This is a genomic window from Streptomyces sp. NPDC007991 (genome assembly GCF_042958445.1).
In the GTDB taxonomy this organism is placed as follows: domain Bacteria; phylum Actinomycetota; class Actinomycetes; order Streptomycetales; family Streptomycetaceae; genus Streptomyces.
On sequence record NZ_JBIBJD010000003.1, the window covers coordinates 436,815 to 460,202 of the forward strand.

Sequence of the window (23,388 nt, forward strand, 5' to 3'; positions counted from 1 at the left end):
CGACTTTAGAGCCACACCCCACTCTTCCGGACCGCCAAACACCTTACGGAGCTGCTTTGGGGCGAGTGATCATGGCCCCGTAAGCTTCCGGCGAGTCGGGCAGTCTGTGGACCTGCCCGTTAAAGCACGACGTTGGGGCCATGATCTTAGAGGCTCGCCCCAAAGTGGCTGCCTAAAGCCGTGGAGCCGACCGCCTCAGCCACAGAGGGTGTCTCCCACTTCATGCCCGCAGCCGTCGAGCGCGCCGCCGGGCGCGGCCAGCCGGGGCGCAGACAGGAGGCAGGCCGCGCCGCAGAGGCGGCGCGCGCCCGCGCCGTGCGCGGGCCTTGAAACCAGTAGAGAAAGTTGTAACTCACTTTGCCTGGCGGGCTGTCAGGTCCCGGGAGATGCCTGACACTTCGGTCCCAGCTGATGGTTGTCAGCACGCGGCCTCGGCAGCCGCTGCGCATCGACAAGGGAGCTGAGCCAGCAGCGCGACCTGTATGGGGCAGTCCCAGTGACAGAGCTGCTCGCTAGCCTGTTCGCGTGACCCCTACCGATGATCGGGAGTTCCCTGCGGCCCTTGCTGCCGCTCTGGCACTTCCCTTCGACTACAACGACGGCAACGGCGTCGACTTCGAGGCGTTCCCGGCCTTCCTGTCCGCCGAGGAGACCACCGATTGGTTCCGCGCTTGGACAGGCAACGGCGAGCTGGATGGCGACAGCTTCCGCGTGTTCGGCCAGGACGGCACGGGGGGCTATGCGGCGTTCTGGCTCGTCCTCCCGCATCGCCCGCTCGTTGATCAGCCTGTGGTCTTCCTTGGTTCCGAGGGTGAGACCAGTGTCCTGGCGCGTGACCTGGGGGCGTTCTTGTGGCTGCTGGCCGGCGGATACGGTCCCTGGGAGGCGGCCACCTCGTACGAGCCTGACTGGACTCCGCATCACAACCCGGAGTTGGCGGCCGTTGCCGAACGATTCGCCGCCGACTGTAAGCAGTCGCCGGCTGTCGTCATTGAGCAGGCAACCCGGGAGTTCCCGGACTTCGATGACACCATCATGGAGTTCTGTCGCTGAAAGGGCTCCTACGCACAGCCGTAGCCTGCTTCGAAGGCGACCTAGTCGCTCCTGGGCTGGGGCTTGAAGTTGGCTGAGCAGGATGGAAGTTCGATGCCCTGGCGGTGTACTAGTGACAGGAAGGCTACGGGTCGGATAGCCCAGGTGACGCGGGTGCTTGCGTGGGTCACTGACACCGCGCATGGCTCGGCTCGTAACAGGGCTTGTCGGGTCCTGATGCGGCCTTCGTATAGCCATTCCCAGGCTTCTTCTGAGGCATCCGTGTCGAGCGCCGGTGAGATCGTGCGGAGTGTCACCGCCACCCATCGGTCGGCCTGCGGTGCCGAGTAGGCGTCGAAGGATGCCGGGAGTGCCGGTGCCCGCTGCTCGGTGAGGTCTTCTGTCCAGCACTCGCACCAGAAGCCGCGGCGGGTTCCCTGATTCAGCACAGATGACCTCCCCGCAGTGCGTCTGCGTACCGCTCCGCGGTGACCGTGTGGCCCTGGTCGCCGTCGTGCACGACGATGCGGTGAGCGATGGCGCTGACCATGCCCAGACCTCGGCCGTGCGACTGCTCGGCTCCAAGCGGCTTGAGTCCCTCGGCGTCGCCGACATCCGCCGGTTCCTCGTCCGCCTGGAGAAGGAGACCACCGCCGCAACCGCCAAGGAGGCGCACCGAGTTCTGTGCTCGGCGCTGTCCTTCCGCCTGTCGCGAGGAACTCATCGCGCGCAACGTTGCCAAGCTCGTCGAGTCGCCCCGCACGGACAAGCCCGAGCTGCACCCGTGGACCCTCGACGAGACACTCGACTTCCTCGCCGCATCTCGCAAAGACCCGCTCTACGCGGCCTTCGTGCTCGCCATCGCCATGGGGCTCCGCCGGGGAGAGATCGTGGGCCTGCGTTGGTCGGACGTCGACCTCGACAATCGCGTCCTCTACGTTCGCCACCAGGTCCAGCGCCGCGGGGGCGTCCTGTACGACGACGACCCCAAGAGCGGCCGTCGCCGGGCGGTTCCTCTCCCCGCCCTGTGCATCGCGCCCCTGCGCTGGCACCGCCTACGGCAGACGGACGCTCGCGCCAAAGCGGGGGAGAGGTGGCAGGAGTCGGACTACGTCTTCGCCACGCACCGGCCGCCCCGTCGAGCCGCGCAACCTGTACCGCTCCTTCACCTGCGTCGCCCAGTCCGCCGGCCTCCGCGTGATCCGGCTGCACGACGCTCGCCACGGGACGGCCATGTTGCTCACGGCGGCCGGGGTCGCGCCCCGCGTTGTCATGGAAATCCTCGGTCACTCCCAGATCAGCGTCACCATGGACGTCTACACCCATGTCGTCCAGGACACGCAGCGCGAAGCCATGAGCCACATGGACCGCCTGCTCAGGAGAAGCCCCCATCGTCAGTGACCGCGCTTGTTGATGTCAGATGCGTATGTCAGGACCTAGGAACGTTCCTAGGTCCCATGACGAAGGCCAGCTAGGAACCTGCTCCTAGCTGGCCTTTTCTCTTGTGCCCCCGGCAGGATTCGAACCTGCGACACCCGCTTTAGGAGAGCGGTGCTCTATCCCCTGAGCTACGAAGGCCGGGGCTTGTAGAAAACCTTGTTGAAAACCCAGGGTGTGGATCTTCGACGAGGAGCGCAAGCCCGCTGGTCAGACGTGGTGCAACGCTCTCCGCTGGGTCATCTGAGCAGACAACGTCACGTACCAACGACTGACCAAGGGTAGCTTAGCGGATGCGCGCCAGTGAGGGTCCTCTGTGTGGGGGCAGGAGCTCGGGGCGGCGAGCTGGAGTCCTCTGACCTGCGGTGCCTGAGGCTTGCGTCGCGCGGGCGGTGGACGTTGTGGAAGCCGGAACCGAGGACCGTAGGACCGTTCTGCCCCCTGTGTCAGCTTGTGGGGCTACTTGCCGCTGTCTCGGGGCGCCTGGCATGACAGGTCGCTCCCGCGGAGGCAGGGGCCTCTTGCGCAGCACGCAAGCGGGACACGCTCACAACCTCGGGGTGGGCCCACGGCGAGAACGACGCACAGGTCATCGTCAAGTCAGCATCGCCGACCCCCGTCTCGCGCGGCACGCTCCCTCCGGGGACGCCGGACGGCGAGGATGACGAGTCATGACGATCGTGTTCCGGGTGCCCGCCGGTGGTGCTGAGCGTGTGGGGTTCGCCTACTCGCCGACGATGGAAGCCGTACTGAGCCTTCACGTGCTGGTGGAGCCCAAGCATCACCCCGTCCAACACGGTTGGGTGCGTGCGATGCGCAAGCTGTCGCCGGCGCTGAAGCGGGAGATCGAGGCGTTCTCCTACGCGGTGCGCTCGTACTTTCCCGAGTTCCTCTTTCCGCGGCCGACCGGTGGGCTGGCGGACTTCGGCAGCGAGCTGGCCGGCCTGCGTACGGCGGACCCGGAGCTGGTCCGGCTGGAGTTCGCTGTCCCGCTGCTGTCGCCGTGGCCGGGCGGCGGCGAGGGCAGGGATCCTCACGCGCTGCGGGAACCGGACGTACGCGCCCTGCTGCGGGAGCGTCTCGCGCGGGAAAGCGATAAAGCGATGGCCGCGATGCTCCTGGACGACCCCCGCGCACTCCTCGAAAGGTTCCTGAGCATGCTGGAACGCTACTGGCGGGAGGCGTTCGAGGAGGAATGGGCCCGGATCGAACCGGAACTGGCCGCCGGGGTCAGCGAGGCCGGGCACCAGATCGAACAGCGCGGACTGTACGGCATGCTCCGCGGCCTGTGGCCGGAGGTGCGCAGCGACCGGCAGGCCGAACGCTTCTGGCTGGAGCGCCCCCACGACCACGAGGTCGCCATCGGCCCGGACGACACTCTGCTGCTCCTCCCCAGCGCGTATGTGTGGCCGCACGTCCGGGTCAACTGTGACGGTCCCTGGCCCCTCGGCCTCGTCTTTCCCGTCTCGTCGATCGCCCGGGAAGCCCGCCCCAGGATTCCTCCCGCACAGCTCGTCGCCATGCTCCGCGCGCTCGCCGACGACACCCGCCTGCGCGCCCTCCGGCTGATCGCCGAACGCCCGCGCAGCACCCAGGAGTTGGCCCCGCTCGTCGGCGTCAGCGAGGCCGCCCTGTCCAAGCACCTGCGCGTCCTGGCGGACGCGGGCCTGCTCGAACGCCGCCGTGAGGGCTACTACGTCCTGTACCGGCTCCTGCCCGGGCAGGTGGCGGGTCTCGCTCCCAGCCTGGAGAGCTTTCTGCACACCACCGACCCCATTGATTAGCCATCTGCCTAATAAGTGGATCAGGTGCCCGAGGAGATCCGACAGTGGCGTCATGTCACTGCTCAGGGACCGCAATTTCCTGCTTCTCTTCGTCGGCCAGGCCGTCTCACGCTTCGGCGACGGCCTGTACACCGCCGCGACCGCCTGGCTGGCCTGGTCGCTGACGAAGGACCCGACGGCCGTCGCCGTGGTCAGCGTGTCCGCGTTCGCGCCCGCGTTCCTGGCCACGTTCGTGTCCGCCTCGTACGCCGACCGTTACGACCGCCGCAAGCTGATGATCGCCACCGATCTGGCCCGGGTCGCCGTGGTGGCGGTGGCCGCGGTGTTGCTGTCCCTCGGTCTGCTGAACCTGCCCCTGCTCGTGGTGACAACGGCGCTGCTGGCCCTGATCGGCGCCCCGTTCGCCCCGGCCCGCAACGCCATCGTCACGCAGATCGTCCCGGCCGACCGTCTGCAACAGGCCAACGGGCTGCTGCAAGTCGCCTTCCGGGCCGCCTTCTTCGTCGGCCCGCTCATGCTCGCGCCGCTGCTGGCCTACGGCTCCATGCGGGCGGCGCTGGTGGTCAACGGACTGACTTTCCTGGGCTCGGCGGGCGCCGTGGCCGCCATCCGCGTGACCCGTCCCGTCCTGGCCGCAGGGCAGGTGGGGCTGTGGGCCGATCTCGCCGCCGGGCTCAGGGCCGTTCGGGCCGCTCCCGACGTGCTGGTGGTCATCGTGACCTTCGTGCTCGCCCTCGCTCTGACCAGTGGTTTCCTGACGGTGGGGCTGGTCGCCGTCGTGGGGCAGGGCGGCCGCTACGGCCTGTTGCTGGGCGTCGCCGGGGTCGCGGAAGTGGCGGGGGCGCTCCTCTTGGCCGGCCTGCGGATGCGCAGACTCGCCCTGGCGGCGGTGCTGGCCTGGGCCCTGCTCGGAATCTTCCGTGCGCCGCTCGGAATCGTCACCTCCACCGCCGGGGCCGCAGTGCTTCTGATCGCCACCGGGCTGGCCTCGGCCCTCACGGACATCCCGCTGATCGCGCTGGTGCAGCAGCGCATACCGAGTCACCATCTGGCGAAGGCGTTGGGTCTGTGGGAGGCCGGAGTGGCAGGGGCCCTGGCCGTTTCCCCCTTCGTGGCCTCGACCACCATCGCACTCACCGGAGTCCAGGACGCCTTCCTCCTCTCGGGCGCCGCCCTCGTCGTTCTGGCCATGAGTGCCGCGCTCACTCTGGCCCGCACAGCCAGAGCACAGCGGCCCGGGCAGTTGCGCATCGGCGTCCCGTCTGGTTCCGAGGCCGAACAACCGGCAGTCGCGCCGGAGTCCGCCCGGTGACTGACCCCCCTGCTGTCGTCCCGCCGGCCCCGATTCCGGACGGCCCGCCGTGAGCGAGGCCAGCCGCACCAGTCGTGAGCCGTTCGTGTTGAACCAGACTTCCGCGCCGCCGCCCTTTCGGCCAGACACGCCTCCTGGGCGCCCGCCTGACCTTCCGTGATCGTCCGGGCGGCGAGATGGGAGCCGTGCTCGGACTTCCGGACCGGCCTCCAGGGTGAAGCCCCGGCCCTACCCGCAGCGTCGAACTCCCGGTCTGGCTGCGGCGGCTGTGCAGCCGGTCCTATCGTTCCCGCACCGTGCCGGACTCCCAGGCCCAGGCGGCGATCTCGACCCGGTTACGGGCGTCGATCTTCTGCTGGATGTTGGCCAGGTGGGTCTTGACCGTGGACAGTGACACCACGAGTTGGTCGCAGATCTCCTGGTTGGTGCGGCCCACCGCGACGAGTCGGGCCACGTCGAGTTCGCGGTCGGTGAGCGGGCTTTTGGCGTCCGGGGCGGGCCGTGTGGCGGACAGCTCCCTCAGCAGCCGGACGGTGACGGCGGGGGAGACCAGCGCGTCGCCGCGGGCGGCGGCCCGTACCGCCTCGATCAGCAGGCTGGGCGGGGCGTCCTTGAGCAGGAAGCCGCACGCCCCGTTGCGCAGCGCCGTGTGGACGTAGTCGTCCTGGTCGAACGTGGTGATCACGACGACCCGCATCGGGTTGTGGGCTCCGGGTCCGGCCAGCGCGCGGGTGACGTCCAGGCCGTCCAGTTTCGGCATCCGGATGTCGACCAGGCACACGTCGGGCCGCAGTCGGCGGGCGAGTTCCACGCAGGCGGCGCCGTCGGCGGCCTCGCCGACCACCTCGATGCCGGGCTGGGCGCCGAGGATCAGCCGGAAGCCCATGCGGACCATTTCCTGGTCGTCCGCGATCAGTACGCGGATCACCGTGTCGTTCACGCCGGTGATCCTGCCATGGCGGCCGGCATCGGGAAGGCGGCGGTCACCCGCCAGCCGCCGTCGTCGGTGGGGGCGGCGGTCAGCGCACCCTCCACCGCTTCTACGCGTTCGCGCAGGCCGACCAGTCCGAAGCCGCCGCGTCCGCCGACCGGGCCGGGGTGGCGTGCGGCCGGTGCCGTGTTGTGCACCTCTACCCGCAGCCGGGGCCCGTCCATGTCGACCCGTACGGCCACTACGGCGCCGTGCGCGTGGCGGCGCACGTTGGTCAGGGCCTCCTGCACGACTCGGTGCACGGAGGTCTCCACCTCGGGGGCGAGACGCGCCTCGCGGGCGGCCGCGGCGACGTGCAGCTGGACGTCGGCTTCGTCCTGCGAGAACGCCGAGACCAGACGGGCGAGTTCCGCCCACACCTCGCCGGGCCGGATGCCCTCGTGGTCGTCCTCGCGCAGGACCCGCACCAGGCGGCGCATCGAGTCCAGCGTCTCCGATCCGGACCGGGTGATGTTCTCCAGCAGCGGTCCGACCTGTTCCGGTGCGGTGTGCCGGAGTGCCAGCGCGGCGTTGGCCTGGACGATGATGCCGGTGACGTGGTGGGCGACGAAGTCGTGCAGGTCGTGGGCGAGTTCCAGGCGCTGGCGCTGGCGTACGGCGGCGATGTCGCGGGCCCGTTGCTCCTTCAGCAGCCGTGCGCGCAGGCCCCAGGCGAGAGCTGTGCCGGCGCCCAGCGTCATCAGCAGGCACCAGTTGATGGCGGTCTGGCTGTCGGTCTGGATGTCCCTCGGCAGCCAGCGCAGCGGGATCGCGACGGCCGCCACGGCCAGTGCGGCCGACACGGCTGCCGCGGTCCTCGGGCGCGGCACCTCCCACACTGCACGGGAAAGCAGCACCAGCAGAGCGCCGCTCTCCAGCAGTCCCCAGGTACCGGCACCGTCCGGGCCCGCGACTGTGCCGATCCCGATAGTGAGGGCCAGTGAGCCGCCGGCGACGAGTACGGCACGTACCTGCGTCTTGGGCCCACGGCCGGGCCACAACAGCGCCGTGCAGGCAAGCGGCCCGGACACGATCGGCAGCCAGCTCGTCCAGCGGTAGTCGGGTTCCCGACCGGCGAACACGTCGAGCAGTCCCAGCAGGCTGAGGAGGATCCAGCCGGCGGCGATCAGCGCCCGGCGGAGCAGCGAAGTCTCGGTGTACACGCTCGGCAGAATACGGAAGAGGTGATTCCCCGCGGACTCGGCCGAATGGCCGATGTCCGACCCTCACAACCGGCCGTCCGGCCGAGCCCGCCGGGTGCCGTACGCCCCGATCGTGGACGGCATGCATCCGATGATCACCGTTTCTTCCGGGGAGTCCGCCCGATGAACACCCCCGCCGCCGTCCTGACCGGCACCGGCCTGTTCAAGTCCTACGGCATGGCCCGCGCCCTGGCCGGCGTCGACATCGTCGTGACGGCCGGCGAGTCGCTGGCCGTCATGGGCCCGTCCGGCTCCGGCAAGTCCACCCTGCTGCACTGCCTGGCAGGCATGGAACGGCCCGACTCCGGTGAGGTCCTGCTGGACGGCAAGCGAAGCGAGACGGGGGTCCCCCCGGACGAAGTCCGGGGGAGGATCGACCAGCTTCGTGAACCGGCCCGCAGCGAGCTGCGCCGCACCGCGTTCGGCTTCGTCTTCCAGTCCGGCCAGCTGCTGCCGGAACTGCCCGCCGACGAGAACGTCGCCCTGCCGCTGATGCTCGGCGGCACTCCACGCCGGGCGGCCGTCGAGCAGGCCCGGCAGTGGTTCGGCCCCCTGGGACTGCAGGGCCTGGAAGCCCGGCGCCCCGGGCAGCTGTCCGGAGGTCAGGCACAGCGGGTGGCCATCGCCCGGGCTCTGGTCGGCAAGCCAAAGGTGATCTTCGCCGACGAGCCGACCGGCGCGTTGGACCAGGCCACCGGCATGGAGGTCATCCACCTGCTGACGGACGTCAGCCGCCGCCAGGGCGCCGCCCTGGTCCTGGTCACCCACGACGCGAACGTGGCCCGCTGGTGCGACCGCACGGTGCAGGTGCGTGACGGCCGACTGGTCGAGTCTCACTCCGAGTCGGAGGCCGGGGCAGGGACGGGCACCGGGGCCGAGGCGAATGCGGGGTACCGGCGATGAGGACACTGGACCGCACCACCTGGGCACTGACCTGGCGGCTCACGCGGGCCGGCGGCCGCACCGGCCTGCTCGCCACCGGGCTCGCGGTCGCGGCGGCGGCCGTGTCCACCACACTGCTGCTGCTGTGCGTCGCGATGAACCTCGGCTTCCAGCACCGCGCGGACCGCACCGACTGGCGCAACCCCGTGGAGTCCTCCCGCCCCGTGGCGGTCGAGGCGGTCGGGACCACCTTCACCGGAGGAGCACCCGTCACCGTCGTGGACGTCGCCCGACTGCCCGGCCGCGCCGCTCCCGCCCCGCCCGGCCTCGGCCGCCTCCCCGCGCCCGGCGAACTGTGGGTCTCCCCGGCGCTCGGCGCCCTGCTCGACCGGCTGCCCGCCGACCGCCATCCGGTGCCCGGCACGCCCACCGGAACCGTGGGCCGCGAGGCACTGGCCCACCCCGGCGAACTCGTCGCGGTGATCGGACACCGCACCGGCGACCCGGCGGTCACCGCCGAGCGCGCGCCCGATCCGCGCCGGGCCGGCGACATCGTCTCCCCCACTCGCGTCGCGTCCTTCACCGGCGCGCCGCTGACGGACGGCACGGGCAGGATGTACGAGTCCCTGGCCCGGGTCGCCACCATCCTCGTCATCGTTCCGCTGCTGGTGCTGGCGGCTTCGGCCGCGCGCCTGTCGGTCTCCCGCCGCGACCAGCGCCTCGCCGCGCTGCGCCTGATCGGTGCCACGCCGGGCCGTGTCGCCGGAATGACGGCCGCCGAGGCACTGCTCACGGGGGCGGCCGGGGCGCTGCTCGGCGCCGTGGGGTACGCGGTGCTGCTGCCGGCGGCGGCGGGTCTGCCGCTCGCGGGCGGCGCCTGGTACCCGGCCGACCTGTGGATCGGCGCGCTGCCACTGCTGGCGGTAATGGCCGGGGTGGTCGCGCTGGTCGTGGTCAGCGCGCTCGCCGGACTCCGTCAGGTGGTCGTCGGCCCGCTGGGCGTGGCACGCCGCTCCCGCAGCCGGGGCGTGAGCGTCGTGCGGGCGGTGGTCTTCGTGGCCGTCGTCGCCGGATACGGCTGGATCAGCAAGGAGTACGGCAGCGACGATTCCCTCGCGCTGTACGCGTTCGCCGCGGTCTTCCTGGTGCTGGCCGTGATCGGGCCGTGGGTGGTCCGGTTGCTCGGCAGGATCGTCACCGCCCTGGCCAAGCGGCCGGCGACACTGCTGGCCGGGCGCCGGCTGCTGGACGATCCCAAAGCTGCCTGGCGGATCGTCTCCGGACTCACCCTGGCCGGTTTCGTCGCCGGATTCTTCGCCCTGCTCACCCTGGACGCCGCTCCCCCGTGGGGAGGACGGCCCGACCAGCTCGCCATCGCGGCTCCGGTCCACAAGGTGACGCAGGTGCGGAAACAGGCCGAACAGCGTCTGCGGGCCGCCGACGTGAGCGCCGTGGTCGGCGTGGACGACGGCTTCGTGGCCACGGCTGCCTACGACAGCCGTCAGGTCACCGCCACCGTCTCCGGCGGCCCGGCCGAACTGGACCGCGCCCGCACCGCGCTGACCGGCCTGACGCCGGACCAGTACCCGCTCACCACCATCGACGTGAACTGGTCCGAGACGCAGTTCACCCAGGACTTCACCACCCTCACCCGAGTGGTGCTCGTGGTGACCTTCACGGTCGCCATCACCTCGGCCGTGATCACCGCGGCCGCCGCCGTCCTGGATCGCCGCCGCACCTACGCCCTGTTGCACCTGGCTGGGACCCCGCTGCGCGTCCTGGACGCCGCCCGCAACCGCGAGACGCTCATCCCGGTCACCGTGCTGGCGGGCGGGGCCGTCGCGACCGGGCTGCTGTGCGGGGGCTCGATGATGCTGGCCGGCGGCGACTCCTCGTTCGACGCACGTGGCCTGACCGTTCTCGCGGTGTGCTGCGCCGCCGGGGCCGGCGGGATTCTCGCGGCCGGCGGCCTGAGCCGCCCCCTGCTGCGCTCGGTCACCCGGCAGGCGGGGGCGCGCGGGGAGTGATGCCGTGGGTGCCGGCCCGGCCCGGCACCCACGCCGCCCGTGGTCGGCCGCGGGCGAGCTCACTGTCGGTCTCCCGCCCGCCCCGGCCGTGGGCGTAGCCGACGACCTGCCGACGGAGTGTCTCATCGACGGCCCTGAAGGAGGACCTCGACGGAACTATCACGGCAACTCCCCCAGGGGCCTTACGCCTGCCCGGACCTGGGGATACCGCGGACTGCGCGACGCGCCTCGCCCTCACGGACGGTATCCGACGGTTACTGGGAACAGCTCACTGGCCGAGGACTTCCACGACCACAACCGCCCCGCAGGCTTCGGCGCAAGTCCGACCGCGACGTCCTTGTCATGCTGCTGACCGCACTGGCCACGGCGTTTCCCGACGGCCGGCACACCATCGAACGACTCACCCCCGTCGGCATCATGGCCGTGTCACCGACGCCGGACAGCAAGCGGGGGCCGCATCGAGAACGTCGATACGGCCGCCGCTGCCGTGACGAGGTTCCGTCGCCCGAGGTTGATGCCGGGATGACGAGAATCAGACGCCGTAGGGGTTTTCGATGATGTAGACCCAGTCCCCCTCGGTCGTCCTCTTCATCACCTCGACCGACTTTCCTTCCAGGGTGCCGTCCTCGCTCGTGATCCGCCAGGGCACCTGGACCATCGCCAGGTCGCCGTTCTGATGGACCGACGCGGCCCCCATCTCAAAGGTGCCGGGCGCGGCGAGGTAGGGCTTCAGCGCTTCCTTGATGCCTTCTCTGCCGTAGACGGGCTGCTGTCCCGGTCCCGGTACGAACATGGCGTCTTCGTCGAACAGGGAACCCAGTCCGTCGAGGTCCTGGTCCTTGAGGTACTGGGCGAAGCGCTCGTGCACGACTTCCGGCTTCATGTTCTTTCCTTTTCTTTTCGTTTCTTCGTTGCGGACGGGCCCGTCGGCAACAGGCCGACCTGCGTGAGCCATTGACTGGTGGGAGCGCGGCATCAGCCCCGGAAACTGCCGGGCGCTGTCGTGCGCTGATGATCTTGTCCGGCGCGATGGCGAGGCCCTCGTACAGTGCGGTGACCGCAGCCGCTCCCGCGTCTGCGGCGGCGTGGACGGAGCGGGCCGGTGCGCCGGCGGCGGCACTGGGTGAGGTGTCAGCGGGTGTGCGGGTCCGGCAGGGTGAGGGGCCGGCCCGGGGTGGGCCAGTGCAGCGGGGGCTGACGAGAATCAGACGCCGTAGGGGTTGTCGATGATGTAGACCCAGTCCCCCTCGGTCGTCCTCCTCATCACCTCGACCGCCTTTCCTTCCACGGTGCCGCTCTCGCTCGTGATCCGCCAGGACGGCTGGACCATCGCCAGGTCGCCGTTCTGATGGACCGACGTGGCCACCACCTCCATGGTGCTGGGCGCGGCGAGGTAGGGCTTCAGCGCTTCCTTGATGCTTTCCCTGCCGTAGACGGGCTGCTGTCCCGGTCCCGGTACGAACATGGCGTCTTCGTCGAACAGGGAACCCAGTCCGTCGAGGTCCTGGTCCTTGAGGTACTGGGCGAAGCGCTCGTGCACGACTTCCGGCTTCATATTCTTTCCTTTTCTTTCTTTCGTTTCTTTCTTTCGTTGCGGACGGGCCCGTCGGCAACAGGCCGATCTGCGTAAGCCATTGACCGGTGGTGCGCGGCGTCAGCCCCGCAAGCTGCTGGGCGCTGTCGTGCGCACCGATGATCTTGTCCGGCGCAGCGGCGAGCCCCTCATGCAGTGCGGTGACCGCAGCCGCTCCCGCGTCTGCGGCGGCGTAGAAGGAGCGGGCCGGTGCGCCGCTGGCGGCACGGGGTGAGGTGTCAGCGGGTGTGCGGGTCGGGCAGGGTGATGGGCTCGCCCGGGGTGGGCCAGTGCAGCGGGACGCCGGCGGCGTCGAAGACCTGCTGGACGTGGCCGCGGTCTTCGGTGTAGTGCGCCCAGCCCTCGGCGTGCACGGCCACCACGAGGGGGTCGCCGAGCAGGCGGCGGGCCTCGACGGCCTGGGTCGCGGTCAGCGACAGTCGTATGTCACCGAATGCCTCGAAGCCGGCCGCGCCCAGGTGCAGCAGCGCCACGTCGACGCGGTACCGGCCGGCCAGGGCACTCATCGCGTCCAGGTCGACGGTGTCACCGGAGACGTACACGCTCGGTGCCGAGCCGTCGTCGGTGTGCAGGAGGAAGCCGGTGACCGGACCGGTGATGTCCTCGGTGCCGACGGGCCCGTGGCGGGCGGGGACCGCGGTGATGTTCAGCGGCGTGCGGCCCGGCTTCGACAGGGTCCGGGTCTGCCAGGGCTCCAGGCCGACGGCTGCGCTCCCGAGATCGGTGGCGCCGGCGACGGTGGTGAACACCTCCGAGGCACCGGAGGCCACCGTACGCCCGGCGGTGTCGAGGTTGTCCTGATGCCCGGTGTGGCTGACCACGACGGCGTCGAGAGCGGGCAGTTGGGAGGGCTTCAGCGCCGGGTCGGCGGTCTTGCGCACCAGGACCGGGCCGTCCTGGTACTCGGTGCCGGCGGCGTCGAAGGTCGGGTCGGTCAGCAGCGTCCAGCCGGCCAGGCGGATCAGCGCGGTGGGGCCGCCGAGCACCGTCACGGTGTTCACGGCGCGGGTCACGGCAACGTCGGTTACCACAGGTACTCCTTGACGATCAGCGGTTGGCTCCCTCACTCTGACCGAGTTACTTTCTTCTGGGAAGTACATACCTTCAGGTGAGGTGAGCACGTGCAGGAAAGCACGCGAGGTAACGTCCGTAATCCCGCCTGCCCCGGCAGGCAGCTGTTCGACCTGGTCACCGCCCGGTGGGCCGCCCTGGTCCTGGTGGATCTCATGGACGGCCCGCAACGCTGGTCCGAGCTGCGCCGGCGGGCCGGCGGTGTCAGCGACAAGATGCTCGCGCAGACCCTGCGCGACCTCGAAACCAGTGGACTGATCACCCGCACCGTGCACACCAGCCGCCCACCGACAGTGCAGTACGACCTGACCGACCTCGCCCGCGGCGTCACCTCAGCACTGCAACACCTGCAGAACTGGGCCGAAGAACACACCAGCGACTACGACCACTACCGGCGCACCCACACCACCGACCCGAAGCCCTGAAAAGGCAGGCTCGGTGTGCACACGTCACCGTGCTGTCACGGTGGATGCACAACGGCTTCTGCCGTTGCCGGTCGCCGCCGACGGCGGGATCGTCGGTGGTCTTCGTGCGGGTCACCGGGGGCCCGTGACCGTACAAGGCGTGGATCGAAGCGGCACGGACGTCTTCGGCGTGTACCCCGTGCGCTGACGCAACCGGTGGGCGGTCCCATCAGGCGGACGGGGCCGACGTGTCCGATCCGGCCCGCATGGCGTCCGCGCCCCTGCTCGCGAGCAGCCGCAGGGCCTCTGCGGACGGCGATCCCAGCTCCGCGTGATGCGTGATCAGGGCCTGGTCGCTGTCATCGGCCAGGAGGAAGGTCTCGAAGGACAGGGTGAGGTCGCCGACGGGGGGATGCCGCATGTTCTTGATGCCTGGCGCTCTTCGCGCCCGACGCCATCGTGCAGCTCTTCGAGGGCCAGCAGCCATTGGTCGGCATCTCCGCCCTCGGGGAGGTCCACGGCGGCTTCGCGCAGGGCATGGTGGACAGCAAGCACGTCTGGACCACCACCAAGCTCGACGACGGCAGGATCGAACTCCGCTGGCTCCACGCCTCCCGCAGGGCCGACGACCGCCTGGTGGCCCTGAGCGGCATCGAGTACGCCACCCTTGACGCCGACGGGCTGATCACGAGCCTGGACAACCGCATGGTGACCCCGGACAGCCGGCTCTGACCGGCCTGCGCGGAACGGGTCCGCCCGTGCCGTTCGCGCGATGAGTCAGGCCGCCGCGGTGACTGCCGCGCGCGGCGACTTGGGCACCGTGAACCGCTCGCCGTATTTCGTGGCCGCGCGTCGTGCGAATCCACCCTTGCCGCCTGGGCAGCCGTCGATGTGCTGCGGCACGCCACTGGCGCACGGCGGGAAGCCGGTGCCGAAGACGGAGCCGATGTTGGCGTCATCGGGCCTTGCCGAGAGCGTTGGTTCATCCCAGTGATCTCCCAGCGCAATGGCGCCGTGGCTCTCCTGGCCTGAGGCCGTGATGCGCCGATCAGGTCAGGTGGCCGCCCTCAGCGAGGTGGCCGACATCATCGCCGCTCAGCGGCAGTCGCCGGCCGAGGCGGCTCTGGAGGCCATGCGGGCAGAGATTCCCGACTACGCCGCTCTCGTGGATGAAGCGCTGCTGACCGACGTGGTGGCCCACGTGAGGGAGGCGGTCGACGCGCTGAGCGTCAGCCTGGCCCGCGGCCGTCCGGTCACGGACGATGACGTGGCGTTCGTCCGCCCGCATGCCGCGCGACGGGCCCGGCAGGGCATGCCCCTCGTCGATTTCATGCACGCGCTGCGCATCGCGCATGGCGAGGACGTCGGCCGTACCGGCACTGGGGCGCCACCTTCGAGGAGGCCGCGGTGATCAAGCGACTCAAGGCCGAGAACGTTCGGGGTGGTGTGAGCGTGTACGGCCGTTCCGATGACCGCTCCGCGCTGTGTCTCGTTTCCCCGACTAAGCGACGGCCTCGACGAACCGCCGTACACCACGTCCCTGGACCTGACCGTTGAGACGTCCGCCCAGCGAGGCCGTGGTCTGCGTATGCCCGCTCACCGTGTTCGTCGGAGGTGGGGTCGACGATGGTGACGCCGCGCGTGGCGTACGGACTGAACGCCCAGGGGAGCCGGCCGCTCCCGCCGCTGCGTGTCCCGGAGCACCGACGACCACCCCGAAGGCGTGTTATCGACGGGGTGTGCTGTCCCGCAGGACGACGTTCGTGGAGACAGGTACGATCCGCGGGGCATCGTCGTCGGAGAGCGCGAGTTCCATCGCGCAGAGCCCGACCTGGTGCAGGGGTACGGTCACGGTGGTCAGCGCCGGGTGGACGTCCACCGCTGGGCCGATGTCGTCGAAGCCGGCGACGGCGACGTCCTGGCCGGGGGCCAGCCCGGCGTCGCGGAAGGCCGTCATGACGCCGATCGCCATGACGTCGTTGACGGCGAAGACGAGTTCGATGGCGGCCAAGCCCCTCCGGACGAGCTCGCGGGCGGCCGCACCTCCGCCTCGGCGGCTGAATTCGGCTTCGACCACGTACCGCTCGTCCACGTCGATGTTGAACTCGCGCAGGCCCTCCACGAAGCCATCGCACCGGTCACGGGACGTCTTGAGTCCGGCGCCTGCGCGGACCACCGCGAACCGACGGTAGCCAAGGCCGACCAGTGCGCGGGCGAGTTGCCGCGCTCCACCGTAGTTGTCGATGCTGACGGTGTGGAACGGCAGGTCGTGCCGGCTGATCAGGACCACGCTGCCGCCCGCTTCCCGGTAGGCGTCGAGTTCCTCGACCAGAGGGGCGCGGGTGTCGGTGCCTTCGATGCGGCTGCCGGTCAGGATGAGGGCGCGGGGCCGCATGCCGCGCAGGGTCCTGACGATCTGGAGTTCCCGCTCGGGGGAGCGGTCCGCGACCGCCATGGTGACGATGAGTCCCGCGGCCTCCGCCGCCTGCGTCACCCCTCCCGCGATGGAGGAGAAGTACGGGTCGTCGACACCGCTGACGACCAGCGCGGCGATGTTGGTCGAGCCCCGCGCGATCGCCTGGGCGGACAGGTGCGGGGTGTAGTCGAGTTCAGCGGCTGCGGCGAGCACACGGGCGGCGTTCTCCTGCTGGACGTTCCGGATGCTGCCGTTGAGCACGCGCGACGCGGTGGCTTGGGAGACGCCCGCCGCCCGCGCCACATCACGCAGGGTCGCCTTGCGCTCCCCGGACACGGGCTTTCCGCTGGGGGGCGGAGGAGGCGCTGCCGACCCATCTTCCATGCCGCATATTGTGCACCGAGCCGCACAGCGTCTTGGAGTGCGGGGTGATCACGGAAGGTCACTCCGCGGCAGAACGCTCGCGCCTTCGGATATGTCGCCCTGGGCGCGCGCCGTTGCGGAACCGCGATCGGTGAAATCGTCCGTATCTCGTAGAGGGCCGGCCACGGATATTCTCGGATACCGTCCACGGCGGCTCGCCTCGTCAAGCGGGAGGGAACGGCACGATGCCTCATCCAGCCAGACCGACAGTCACTCTGCGTGATGTGGCGGCGGCTGCCGGTGTGTCGGTGCCGACTGCGTCACGAGTCCTGGGCGGCAGTTCCCGGACGGTCGCGGCGGAATACCGGCAGCGGGTCCTCGCCGCTGCGGCTGCGTTGCGCTACAGCGCGGACGCCTCGGCCCGGGCGATGCGGCGCGCGAACGACTCGATCGCGGTCGTCGGCGACGACCTCACGACCCCGTCGATGGGCATGGTCGCCGCGGCGATGGAACGGCGGGCGCGCGACGCCGGGGCGTTCGTGACCGTCTCGTCGACCCACGGCACCGCCGAGCGCCAGCTGGAAACCGTCCGGCTGCAGCGTGCCCTCCGGCCCCGTGCGCTCATCCTGACCTCAAGCCGCCTCGACGCGAACGCGCTCGACGGGCGCCTGCTCGACGAGCTGCTCGGCTACGAACGCGAGGGCGGCCGGGTGGTGATCGTCGGCGACACCGACATGCCGTTCGACTCCATCAGCTTCGACAACCACGGCTCGGCAAAGGAACTCGCCCATCACATCGCCGAGTTGGGGCACCGGCACATGACGATCCTGGCCGGCGCCCGCGGGCGGGGGAACGTATCCGCCCGCACCGCGGGCTTCATGGCCGGGCTCCGCGACGGCGGTGTCGAGGAGCGACACATCCGGATCTCGCATTGTGCGGTGAGCCGCCAAGGTGGATTCGACGCGGCGCAGAGGCTGCTCGCCGAAGGGCTGGAGCCGCCCCATGCGGTGCTCGCAGCCAACGACGCCATCGCCATCGGTGCGATGTCCGCCTTCCGGGCTGCCGGAGTGGCGGTGCCTGCGGACGTCTCGCTGACCGGTTTCGACGACATCGAACTCGCGATCGACGTGACACCGCGGTTGACGACCGTGTCGTTGCCGCTGGCACAGGCGGGTGCCGAAGCGGTCCGCCTCGCACTCAGGGCTCGTGCGGAAAAGGAGCACTTGATGATGCGCGGCCAGGTCGTGGTGCGCGACAGCGCGACGATCCGCGTGGCCTGAACCGCCCCTCAGCCGGGGTGCGGCCCGGTGGAGGGAGGCCGACGCACGCAGAACCTCCATGAACCCCTGCACAAACCCTTGACGCCTTCGGTCGCAGACGGCCACACTCACGCGGAATACGATTTCCCGACCGTTTCCGAGTACGGACATCTGGGCTTTCGGCAAACTCCAGCGGTTGCCCGAGCTGCCTCGGCGTCCCCGTGGCGATCGATGTGCCGTCGACCGGTCAAGCCCGATGCGAGTACGACCTTCCCAGCTTGGCCCCTGCCGGACGCGCGGTCCCACGCAACAGGGCCCAGGACCGCGTCTCAGTGCAAGTCACACACCCGCACCGCACCCAAGGAAGGCCCCGTGCACAATGCTTTGAGCCTGCCTGACAGGCACATCAGACGGTTGGCGGCCCTGGCCGCCCTACTCATGGCACTGGCCCTGCTGACCGGCCGAGCAGTGTCGCCGGCGTATGCCGCCACCGACACGGCGATCACCGTGGACGGCGCCAGCGGCGGCCGCACCTTCGACGGTGTCGGAGCGATCAGCGGTGGTGGCGGCAACAGCCGCCTGCTGTTCGACTACCCGGCCACCCAGCGCAGCCAGGTGCTGGACTACCTGTTCAAGCCCGGTTACGGCGCGGCCCTGCAGATCCTCAAGGTCGAGATCGGCGGCGACACCAACTCCACCGACGGTTCCGAGGCCAGCTTCGAGCACGCGAGGGGCGAGATCGACTGCAACGCGGGCTACGAGTGGTGGATGATGGAGCAGGCCAAGGCCCGTAACCCCGGCATCAAGCTCTTCGCCCTGGCCTGGGGCGCCCCCGGTTGGATCGGGAACGGCAGCTTCTACTCGACGGACGGGATCACCTACCTGATCGACTGGCTGGGCTGCGCCAAACAGCACGGCCTGACCATCGACTACATCGGCGGCCGGAACGAGAAGACGTACAACGCCGGCTTCTACGAGCAGCTCAAGTCCGCCCTGGCGGCGAACGGCTACACCTCGACCAAGCTGGTCGGCAGCGATGAGACCAACTGGAACATCGCCACCGCCATGAAGACCGACAGCACCCTGAACAACGCCGTGGACATCGTTGGCGCGCACTACCCCTGCACGTACGCGTCCGCGATGACCACCTGCTCCTCCTCCGCCGACGCCCAGTCGCTGGGCAAGCAGCTCTGGGCCAGCGAGAACGGCTCGGAGAACGCCGAAACCGGAGCGGCCCCGGTCGCCCGCGCCATCAACCGCGGCTACCTCGACGCCAGGCTGAGTGCGTACATCAACTGGCCCCTGCTGGCCGCCGACTACCAGAACCTCTACTTCCACGACCAGGGCCTGGTCACCGCCAACCAGCCGTGGTCCGGCGCCTACAGCGTCTCCCGCACCGCCTGGTCCATCGCCCAGACCACGCAGTTCACCTCGCCCGGCTGGAAGTACCTCGACACCGCCTCCGGCTACCTCGGCGGCGACCGGACCAACGGCAGCTACGTCAGCTACGCCGCGCCCGACAAGAGCGCCTGGAGCACCGTCTTCGAGACCATGGACGCCACCGCGTCCCAGACGGTCACCCTCAACGTGGCAGGAGGTCTGCCCGGCGGCACCCTGCACGTGTGGTCCACCGATCTGTCGCAGCCCGGCGGCGCCACCCCCCGCATGGCGCAGAACACCGACCTGACCGCCGGCAACGGCACGTACACCCTCACCCTGGACCCCGGTCATGTCTACACCGTGACGACCAGAACCGGTCAGGGCGCCGGAACGGCCACCTCGCCCGCCCGCAACCGGCTCGTCATGCCGTACTCGGACTCCTTCGCCGGCTACGGCACGGGGCAGGAGGCGAAGTACTTCGCCTCCATGAACGGCGCGTTCCAGGCCGCCCCCTGCACCGGGGGCCGCACCGGCCAGTGCCTGCGCCAGACGGCACCGCAGAAGCCGATCATCTGGTGGTATCCGGCCTCGAACGCCGTCCAGCCCTACACCATCATGGGCGACATCGGCTGGAGCAACTACACGGTCAGCTCCGATGTACTGCTGGAGAAGAGCGGCAGCTCCGCAGAGCTTCTGGGCCGTGTCGGCACCCAGACGAAGTTCAGCGCCGGGGGGATGAACGCCTATCACCTGCGCCTGTCCGACACCGGGTCCTGGTCGCTGCTGAAGACCGACACCGCCGGCAACAACTCGTGGAACTGGACCACCCTCGCCGGCGGTACCGTCACCGCGCCCGGCACGGGTACCTGGCACAAGCTGTCCCTGACCTTCCAGGACAGCACCATCACGGCCAAGATCGACGGAAACACCGTCGGCACGGTCACCGACGCGAGCTACGGCGCGGGCCTGGCCGGCCTGGGCACGGTCGGCTACTACCCCGTCGAGTACTCCAACTTCTCCATCACCCACGAACCGGTCAGCGACCTGTCCGGCACCTACAAGATCGTCAGCCTCAGCAGCGGCAAGGTGCTCACCGTCTACAACGGTGGAACCAGCGACGGCACGCCCGTTGTCCAGAAGACCGACGCGAACAGCGGCAGCCAGCAGTGGAAGCTGGCCTACACCAGCGGCGGCTACCTCACCGTCACGGGTGTGACCAGCGGCAAGGCCCTCGACGTCAACGCGGCATCCACCTGGCCCGGCACTCAGTTGCAGGTGGGGACCCCCAGCGGGAGCGTCAGCCAGCAGTGGCTGATCGTCCCGGCCGGCAGCGGCACGTACACCATCGAGTCCCGTTCGAACGGGTACAAGGCCGACGTGTACAAGGCCGGGACCACCGACAACACCCCCATCGACCAGTGGTTCACCAACGGCAGCAGCAACCAGCGGTGGAAGCTGGTGAAGGTGGCCTGACCGGCTGAGCAGCGAGCAAGACCGTGAGCGGGGCAGTCCCGAACCCCGGGCCTGCCCCCCGACGGGCGCCGGAAGCGACGGCGTGCGTGTCAGACCGGCCCCCAGGAGCAGGCCCGCTCAAAGCCTTGACGCACTTGACAACCGCTGGGCACCCTGAGCGGAATACGTTTTCCCGCAGGCTTTCCAGAACACTTCCGGAGAGGCAGACATGAGGATTCCCGGCGAACCGCGGTGGCGGAAGAACGGCGACCACGAGGACTCGCGCCACGCCGCGTTCGAGGTGTCGGAACTTCCGCAGGGCCCGGCCGCCGAAGGGCCATGTCCGCCCGGATTCCCCCGGATGTCGTCGCGCACTCGCTGGTGCGTCCACCGCACGAACCGGGGCCGTCCGGGCCCCGAGCCGTTACCCGCAGGCCCGGCCACAGGCGTCATGACAGGAGCCAGGACCACACCCCGGACGACAAGAAGAGGACCATGACCGTCAATCGAAGACTTCTGCCACAATCGAGCGCCGCCGTACTGTGCGCGCTGGCCGTCGTGCTCGCGTCGATTGTGCTCATCCCCGCGCAGCGGGCCTTCGCCGTCGGAACCACGTACTACGTGAGTACGAGCGGCAGTGACAGCAACGCCGGCACCAGCACCGGCGCGCCTTGGCGCTCGCTGAGCAAGGTGAACGCGACGACGTTCCAGCCCGGGGACACCATCCGTTTCGAGTCGGGTGACAGCTGGACCGGGCAGCTGTGGCCGAAGGGGTCCGGCATCGACGGCTCCCCGATCTCCATCGACAGCTACGGGACGGGTGCCAAGCCGAAGATCGCCGGTCAGGGGACGGTCGGCGACGCGGTGCGGCTGAACAACCAGCAGTACTGGGAGATCCGCAACCTCGACGTATCCAACGCGGTGCCCACGGGGACGACGGACGGTTCGCAGCTCGGTGACTTCCGCGGCATCGGCGTGCACGGCGACAACGGGCAGACCCTGCACCACTTCGTGATCGACTCGGTCGACGTGCACGACGTCACCGGCGAGGTCAAGTGGGTCGGCGGCAGCACAGCCAACAACAAGCCGGGGATCACCTTCGCGCAGGGCTGGGACCGCTCGAAGGACACCGGCGGCATCGCGTTCCTCACCAGCGTGCAGGACATCACCGCGCCCGGTGCCCCCACGGTGCTCGACGACATCACCGTGGAGAACTCCACCATCAAGAACACCTCGTTCAGCGGGATCGTCACGAAGCAGTACGCCGGTGACGCCCCCGGCGCCGTCTACACCGGCTGGGGCAAGCGCGCCACGGCCACCGACCCCGCCTACACCCCGTACACCAACGTCACGTTCCGCGGCAACTACATCACGCAGGCGAACACCCCCTACGGCTGCAACGGCATCTACCTCACCGGCGTCCGCGGCGGACTCGTCGAAGGCAACGTGATCGACCGGGTCGGCGTCTCCGGCGTCGAGACCAACATGGCCGACAGCATCACCGTCCAGCACAACGAGATCATGGGCACCCACCTCGCGGCGGGCGGCGCCGACCAGAACGGCCTGGACCCCGACATCGGCACCACCAACCAGGTGTTCCAGTACAACTACCTGCACGACAACGGCGACGGCATCCTACTGTGTGCGTGCAACTCCGCAGTCAAGTTCGGCAGCGTGATCGTGCGCTACAACGTCGTGACGGGCAGCAGCAGATGGACCCTTCACCTGTCGCAGTCGGCCGGCACGACGGCGGACATCTACAACAACACCTTCTACAACACCGCGGCAGCGGCCATGGTGGACGGCGGTGTCACCAGCCCCGGCAAGGCCACGCTGACCAACAACCTGTTCGGCTCCACGAAGGACGCCACCTTCAGACTCGAGTCGAGCATCATCTACACCAACAACGGGTACTCGGACACGCTGACCAGCGTGCCCGAAACAACGCCCAAGAAGGGCAACCCGCTGTTCGTCAACGCCGCCGTCACCGGACCCTACGGCGACGAGAACGGTCCCAGACTCGACACCGCGGCCAACTTCGCACTCCAGGCCGGGTCCCCCTTCGCCGACGCCGGTGTCAGCGTCGCCAACAACGGTGGCCTCGACTTCGCCGGCGCTACGGTGCCGCTCGGGAGCGCTGCGGAGATCGGCGCCTTCGAACGCGGAGCGCCCAACATCGCCTTCACGGACACCTTCGACAGCCTGCCGACCGGGACGCTCGCCAACGGCACGAACGGCTGGCGGGTCATCTCCACCAATAACGACATCTCCGTGGTGGAGACCCCGTCCGCCACCGACAAGAGCGTCCGCCTGACCCGCACCGTCGACGGCGGCGGCACAGACGGCACGAACCTCGCCCGGCTCTTCAGCACCCCGCTGCAGGGCCTGGTGACCATCGACGCGCAGGTGATGCGCAACGACACGCAAGCCGGCTGGTTCGGGTTGCCGTACGTGTACAACTCCAGCGGCGTCCAGGCCGTCAGCGTCGCTTTCGCCCGCGGCCAGATCCACGCCTATCAGGGCACCACCGACACTGTGCTCGGCACGTACACCAACGGCAAGTGGTACCGAGTCACGCTCACCGTGGACACCGTGAACCAGCGCTTCGACCTGGACATCGACGGCGAGCGCATCCTGACCGACGCCACGTTCCGCACCTCGATGCCGGGGATCGCGAAGATCGCCTGGTACTCGAACGGGGGTGAGCGAGGGTCGGTGCACGTGGACGACGTCCGGATCGCGCGCGGTCCCGCGTACGGCCAATGATATCGGCCCTGAAAAGATAAAATCAGGTCTGTCGGGC

Annotated in this window: 19 protein-coding genes, 1 tRNA gene and 3 pseudogenes; 12 read left to right on the plus strand and 11 right to left on the minus strand. The window is 69.6% G+C overall.

Translation table 11 applies throughout. The annotated features are described in order from the left end of the window. The first annotated feature begins 525 nt into the window (after positions 1 to 525). Complete coding sequence (locus tag ACFZDA_RS10500; RefSeq protein WP_391077941.1) at positions 526 to 1,053, plus strand: SMI1/KNR4 family protein; 528 nt, start codon at positions 526 to 528, stop codon at positions 1,051 to 1,053. A 41-nt stretch (positions 1,054 to 1,094) separates the two neighbouring features. On the opposite strand, the gene ACFZDA_RS10505 is transcribed toward ACFZDA_RS10500, so the two are convergent. Further along, positions 1,095 to 1,481, minus strand: coding sequence for a hypothetical protein (locus tag ACFZDA_RS10505; protein ID WP_391077943.1), 387 nt, complete (start codon positions 1,479 to 1,481; stop codon positions 1,095 to 1,097). After that, a complete protein-coding gene (locus ACFZDA_RS10510; protein WP_391077946.1) occupies positions 1,475 to 1,708 on the minus strand; it encodes a hypothetical protein in 234 nt (77 codons plus the stop codon). Before ACFZDA_RS10510 ends, ACFZDA_RS10505 begins: the two co-directional genes overlap by 7 nt. Here ACFZDA_RS10510 and ACFZDA_RS10515 point away from each other — a divergent pair. Continuing rightward, positions 1,598 to 2,433, plus strand: a pseudogene (locus ACFZDA_RS10515) (tyrosine-type recombinase/integrase); the annotation flags it as partial. The gene ACFZDA_RS10510 and the pseudogene ACFZDA_RS10515 sit on opposite strands and share 111 nt — an antisense overlap. Before the next feature lie 104 nt (positions 2,434 to 2,537). Here ACFZDA_RS10515 and ACFZDA_RS10520 read toward each other — a convergent pair. Then, positions 2,538 to 2,610: transfer RNA gene (locus tag ACFZDA_RS10520), tRNA-Arg, on the minus strand. Positions 2,611 to 3,140: 530 nt separating this feature from the next. Between ACFZDA_RS10520 and ACFZDA_RS10525 the strand changes: the two genes are divergently transcribed. Both ACFZDA_RS10525 and ACFZDA_RS10530 read left to right on the plus strand, forming a co-directional pair. After that, positions 3,141 to 4,253: a DUF5937 family protein gene (locus ACFZDA_RS10525; protein WP_391077949.1), complete on the plus strand. Its 1,113-nt coding sequence runs from the start codon at positions 3,141 to 3,143 to the stop codon at positions 4,251 to 4,253. A 52-nt stretch (positions 4,254 to 4,305) separates the two neighbouring features. Then, entirely contained in the window at positions 4,306 to 5,565 is a 1,260-nt protein-coding gene (locus ACFZDA_RS10530) for an MFS transporter (protein WP_391077952.1), read from the plus strand. 280 nt (positions 5,566 to 5,845) lie between these two features. Here ACFZDA_RS10530 and ACFZDA_RS10535 read toward each other — a convergent pair whose 3' ends face one another. Together ACFZDA_RS10535 and ACFZDA_RS10540 are read right to left on the minus strand one after the other, a co-directional pair. Beyond that, positions 5,846 to 6,505 carry a response regulator gene (locus ACFZDA_RS10535; protein ID WP_391077955.1) on the minus strand — a complete coding sequence of 220 codons (660 nt, stop codon included), beginning with the start codon at positions 6,503 to 6,505 and terminating at the stop codon, positions 5,846 to 5,848. After that, positions 6,502 to 7,698 (minus strand): histidine kinase, encoded by a 1,197-nt coding sequence (locus ACFZDA_RS10540; protein ID WP_391077958.1) that lies wholly within the window; start codon positions 7,696 to 7,698, stop codon positions 6,502 to 6,504. The genes ACFZDA_RS10535 and ACFZDA_RS10540 overlap by 4 nt, the downstream gene beginning before the upstream one ends. A gap of 162 nt (positions 7,699 to 7,860) precedes the next feature. Between ACFZDA_RS10540 and ACFZDA_RS10545 the strand changes: the two genes are divergently transcribed. Next, the gene (locus ACFZDA_RS10545; protein ID WP_391077961.1) at positions 7,861 to 8,640 is read left to right on the plus strand and encodes an ATP-binding cassette domain-containing protein; all 780 of its coding nucleotides are present in this window, start codon (positions 7,861 to 7,863) and stop codon (positions 8,638 to 8,640) included. After that, entirely contained in the window at positions 8,637 to 10,646 is a 2,010-nt protein-coding gene (locus ACFZDA_RS10550) for an FtsX-like permease family protein (protein WP_391077964.1), read from the plus strand. The genes ACFZDA_RS10545 and ACFZDA_RS10550 overlap by 4 nt, the downstream gene beginning before the upstream one ends. Before the next feature lie 532 nt (positions 10,647 to 11,178). Here the strand turns inward: ACFZDA_RS10550 and ACFZDA_RS10555 are convergent. The 3 genes from ACFZDA_RS10555 to ACFZDA_RS10565 all read right to left on the minus strand — a co-directional run bounded on the left by ACFZDA_RS10555 (position 11,179) and on the right by ACFZDA_RS10565 (position 13,271). Further along, the gene (locus ACFZDA_RS10555) at positions 11,179 to 11,529 is read right to left on the minus strand and encodes a DUF4440 domain-containing protein (protein ID WP_391077967.1); all 351 of its coding nucleotides are present in this window, start codon (positions 11,527 to 11,529) and stop codon (positions 11,179 to 11,181) included. Between the two features lie 321 nt (positions 11,530 to 11,850). Next, the gene (locus tag ACFZDA_RS10560) at positions 11,851 to 12,201 is read right to left on the minus strand and encodes an SgcJ/EcaC family oxidoreductase (RefSeq protein WP_391077970.1); all 351 of its coding nucleotides are present in this window, start codon (positions 12,199 to 12,201) and stop codon (positions 11,851 to 11,853) included. 257 nt (positions 12,202 to 12,458) lie between these two features. Continuing rightward, complete coding sequence (locus ACFZDA_RS10565) at positions 12,459 to 13,271, minus strand: MBL fold metallo-hydrolase (protein WP_391077973.1); 813 nt, start codon at positions 13,269 to 13,271, stop codon at positions 12,459 to 12,461. Between the two features lie 90 nt (positions 13,272 to 13,361). Here ACFZDA_RS10565 and ACFZDA_RS10570 point away from each other — a divergent pair, with 90 nt between their 5' ends. After that, the gene (locus ACFZDA_RS10570) at positions 13,362 to 13,736 is read left to right on the plus strand and encodes a winged helix-turn-helix transcriptional regulator (protein WP_391077976.1); all 375 of its coding nucleotides are present in this window, start codon (positions 13,362 to 13,364) and stop codon (positions 13,734 to 13,736) included. Between the two features lie 208 nt (positions 13,737 to 13,944). Here ACFZDA_RS10570 and ACFZDA_RS10575 read toward each other — a convergent pair. Next, positions 13,945 to 14,148: pseudogene (locus ACFZDA_RS10575) on the minus strand (transcriptional regulator); the annotation flags it as partial. Between the two features lie 26 nt (positions 14,149 to 14,174). Between ACFZDA_RS10575 and ACFZDA_RS10580 the strand changes: the two are divergent. Beyond that, positions 14,175 to 14,447: a hypothetical protein gene (locus ACFZDA_RS10580; protein WP_391078594.1), complete on the plus strand. Its 273-nt coding sequence runs from the start codon at positions 14,175 to 14,177 to the stop codon at positions 14,445 to 14,447. 45 nt (positions 14,448 to 14,492) lie between these two features. Here ACFZDA_RS10580 and ACFZDA_RS10585 read toward each other — a convergent pair. Then, positions 14,493 to 14,672, minus strand: a pseudogene (locus ACFZDA_RS10585) (hypothetical protein); the annotation flags it as partial. Positions 14,673 to 14,790: 118 nt separating this feature from the next. On the opposite strand from ACFZDA_RS10585, the gene ACFZDA_RS10590 reads away from it, so the two are divergent. Then, a complete protein-coding gene (locus tag ACFZDA_RS10590; RefSeq protein WP_391077980.1) occupies positions 14,791 to 15,126 on the plus strand; it encodes a hypothetical protein in 336 nt (111 codons plus the stop codon). Positions 15,127 to 15,441: 315 nt separating this feature from the next. On the opposite strand, the gene ACFZDA_RS10595 is transcribed toward ACFZDA_RS10590, so the two are convergent. Further along, the gene (locus tag ACFZDA_RS10595) at positions 15,442 to 16,467 is read right to left on the minus strand and encodes a substrate-binding domain-containing protein (RefSeq protein ID WP_391077982.1); all 1,026 of its coding nucleotides are present in this window, start codon (positions 16,465 to 16,467) and stop codon (positions 15,442 to 15,444) included. Between the two features lie 311 nt (positions 16,468 to 16,778). Between ACFZDA_RS10595 and ACFZDA_RS10600 the strand changes: the two genes are divergently transcribed. The 3 genes from ACFZDA_RS10600 (at position 16,779) to ACFZDA_RS10610 (ending at position 23,351) form a co-directional block, all read left to right on the plus strand. Further along, positions 16,779 to 17,774 (plus strand): substrate-binding domain-containing protein, encoded by a 996-nt coding sequence (locus ACFZDA_RS10600; protein ID WP_391077985.1) that lies wholly within the window; start codon positions 16,779 to 16,781, stop codon positions 17,772 to 17,774. Between the two features lie 351 nt (positions 17,775 to 18,125). Then, complete coding sequence (locus ACFZDA_RS10605; protein ID WP_391077988.1) at positions 18,126 to 20,606, plus strand: RICIN domain-containing protein; 2,481 nt, start codon at positions 18,126 to 18,128, stop codon at positions 20,604 to 20,606. Positions 20,607 to 21,080: 474 nt separating this feature from the next. Continuing rightward, the gene (locus ACFZDA_RS10610; protein WP_391077991.1) at positions 21,081 to 23,351 is read left to right on the plus strand and encodes a right-handed parallel beta-helix repeat-containing protein; all 2,271 of its coding nucleotides are present in this window, start codon (positions 21,081 to 21,083) and stop codon (positions 23,349 to 23,351) included. The last annotated feature ends 37 nt before the right edge of the window (positions 23,352 to 23,388 follow it).

Bases quoted from the DNA above. Each gene is read 5' to 3' on its own strand.
- ACFZDA_RS10525 (WP_391077949.1), top strand. From the start codon at position 3,141: ATGACGATCGTGTTCCGGGTGCCCGCCGGTGGTGCTGAGCGTGTGGGG.
- ACFZDA_RS10530 (WP_391077952.1), top strand. From the start codon at position 4,306: ATGTCACTGCTCAGGGACCGCAATTTCCTGCTTCTCTTCGTCGGCCAG.
- ACFZDA_RS10545 (WP_391077961.1), top strand. From the start codon at position 7,861: ATGAACACCCCCGCCGCCGTCCTGACCGGCACCGGCCTGTTCAAGTCC.
- ACFZDA_RS10550 (WP_391077964.1), top strand. From the start codon at position 8,637: ATGAGGACACTGGACCGCACCACCTGGGCACTGACCTGGCGGCTCACG.
- ACFZDA_RS10555 (WP_391077967.1), bottom strand. From the start codon at position 11,529: ATGAAGCCGGAAGTCGTGCACGAGCGCTTCGCCCAGTACCTCAAGGAC.
- ACFZDA_RS10560 (WP_391077970.1), bottom strand. From the start codon at position 12,201: ATGAAGCCGGAAGTCGTGCACGAGCGCTTCGCCCAGTACCTCAAGGAC.
- ACFZDA_RS10610 (WP_391077991.1), top strand. From the start codon at position 21,081: ATGACCGTCAATCGAAGACTTCTGCCACAATCGAGCGCCGCCGTACTG.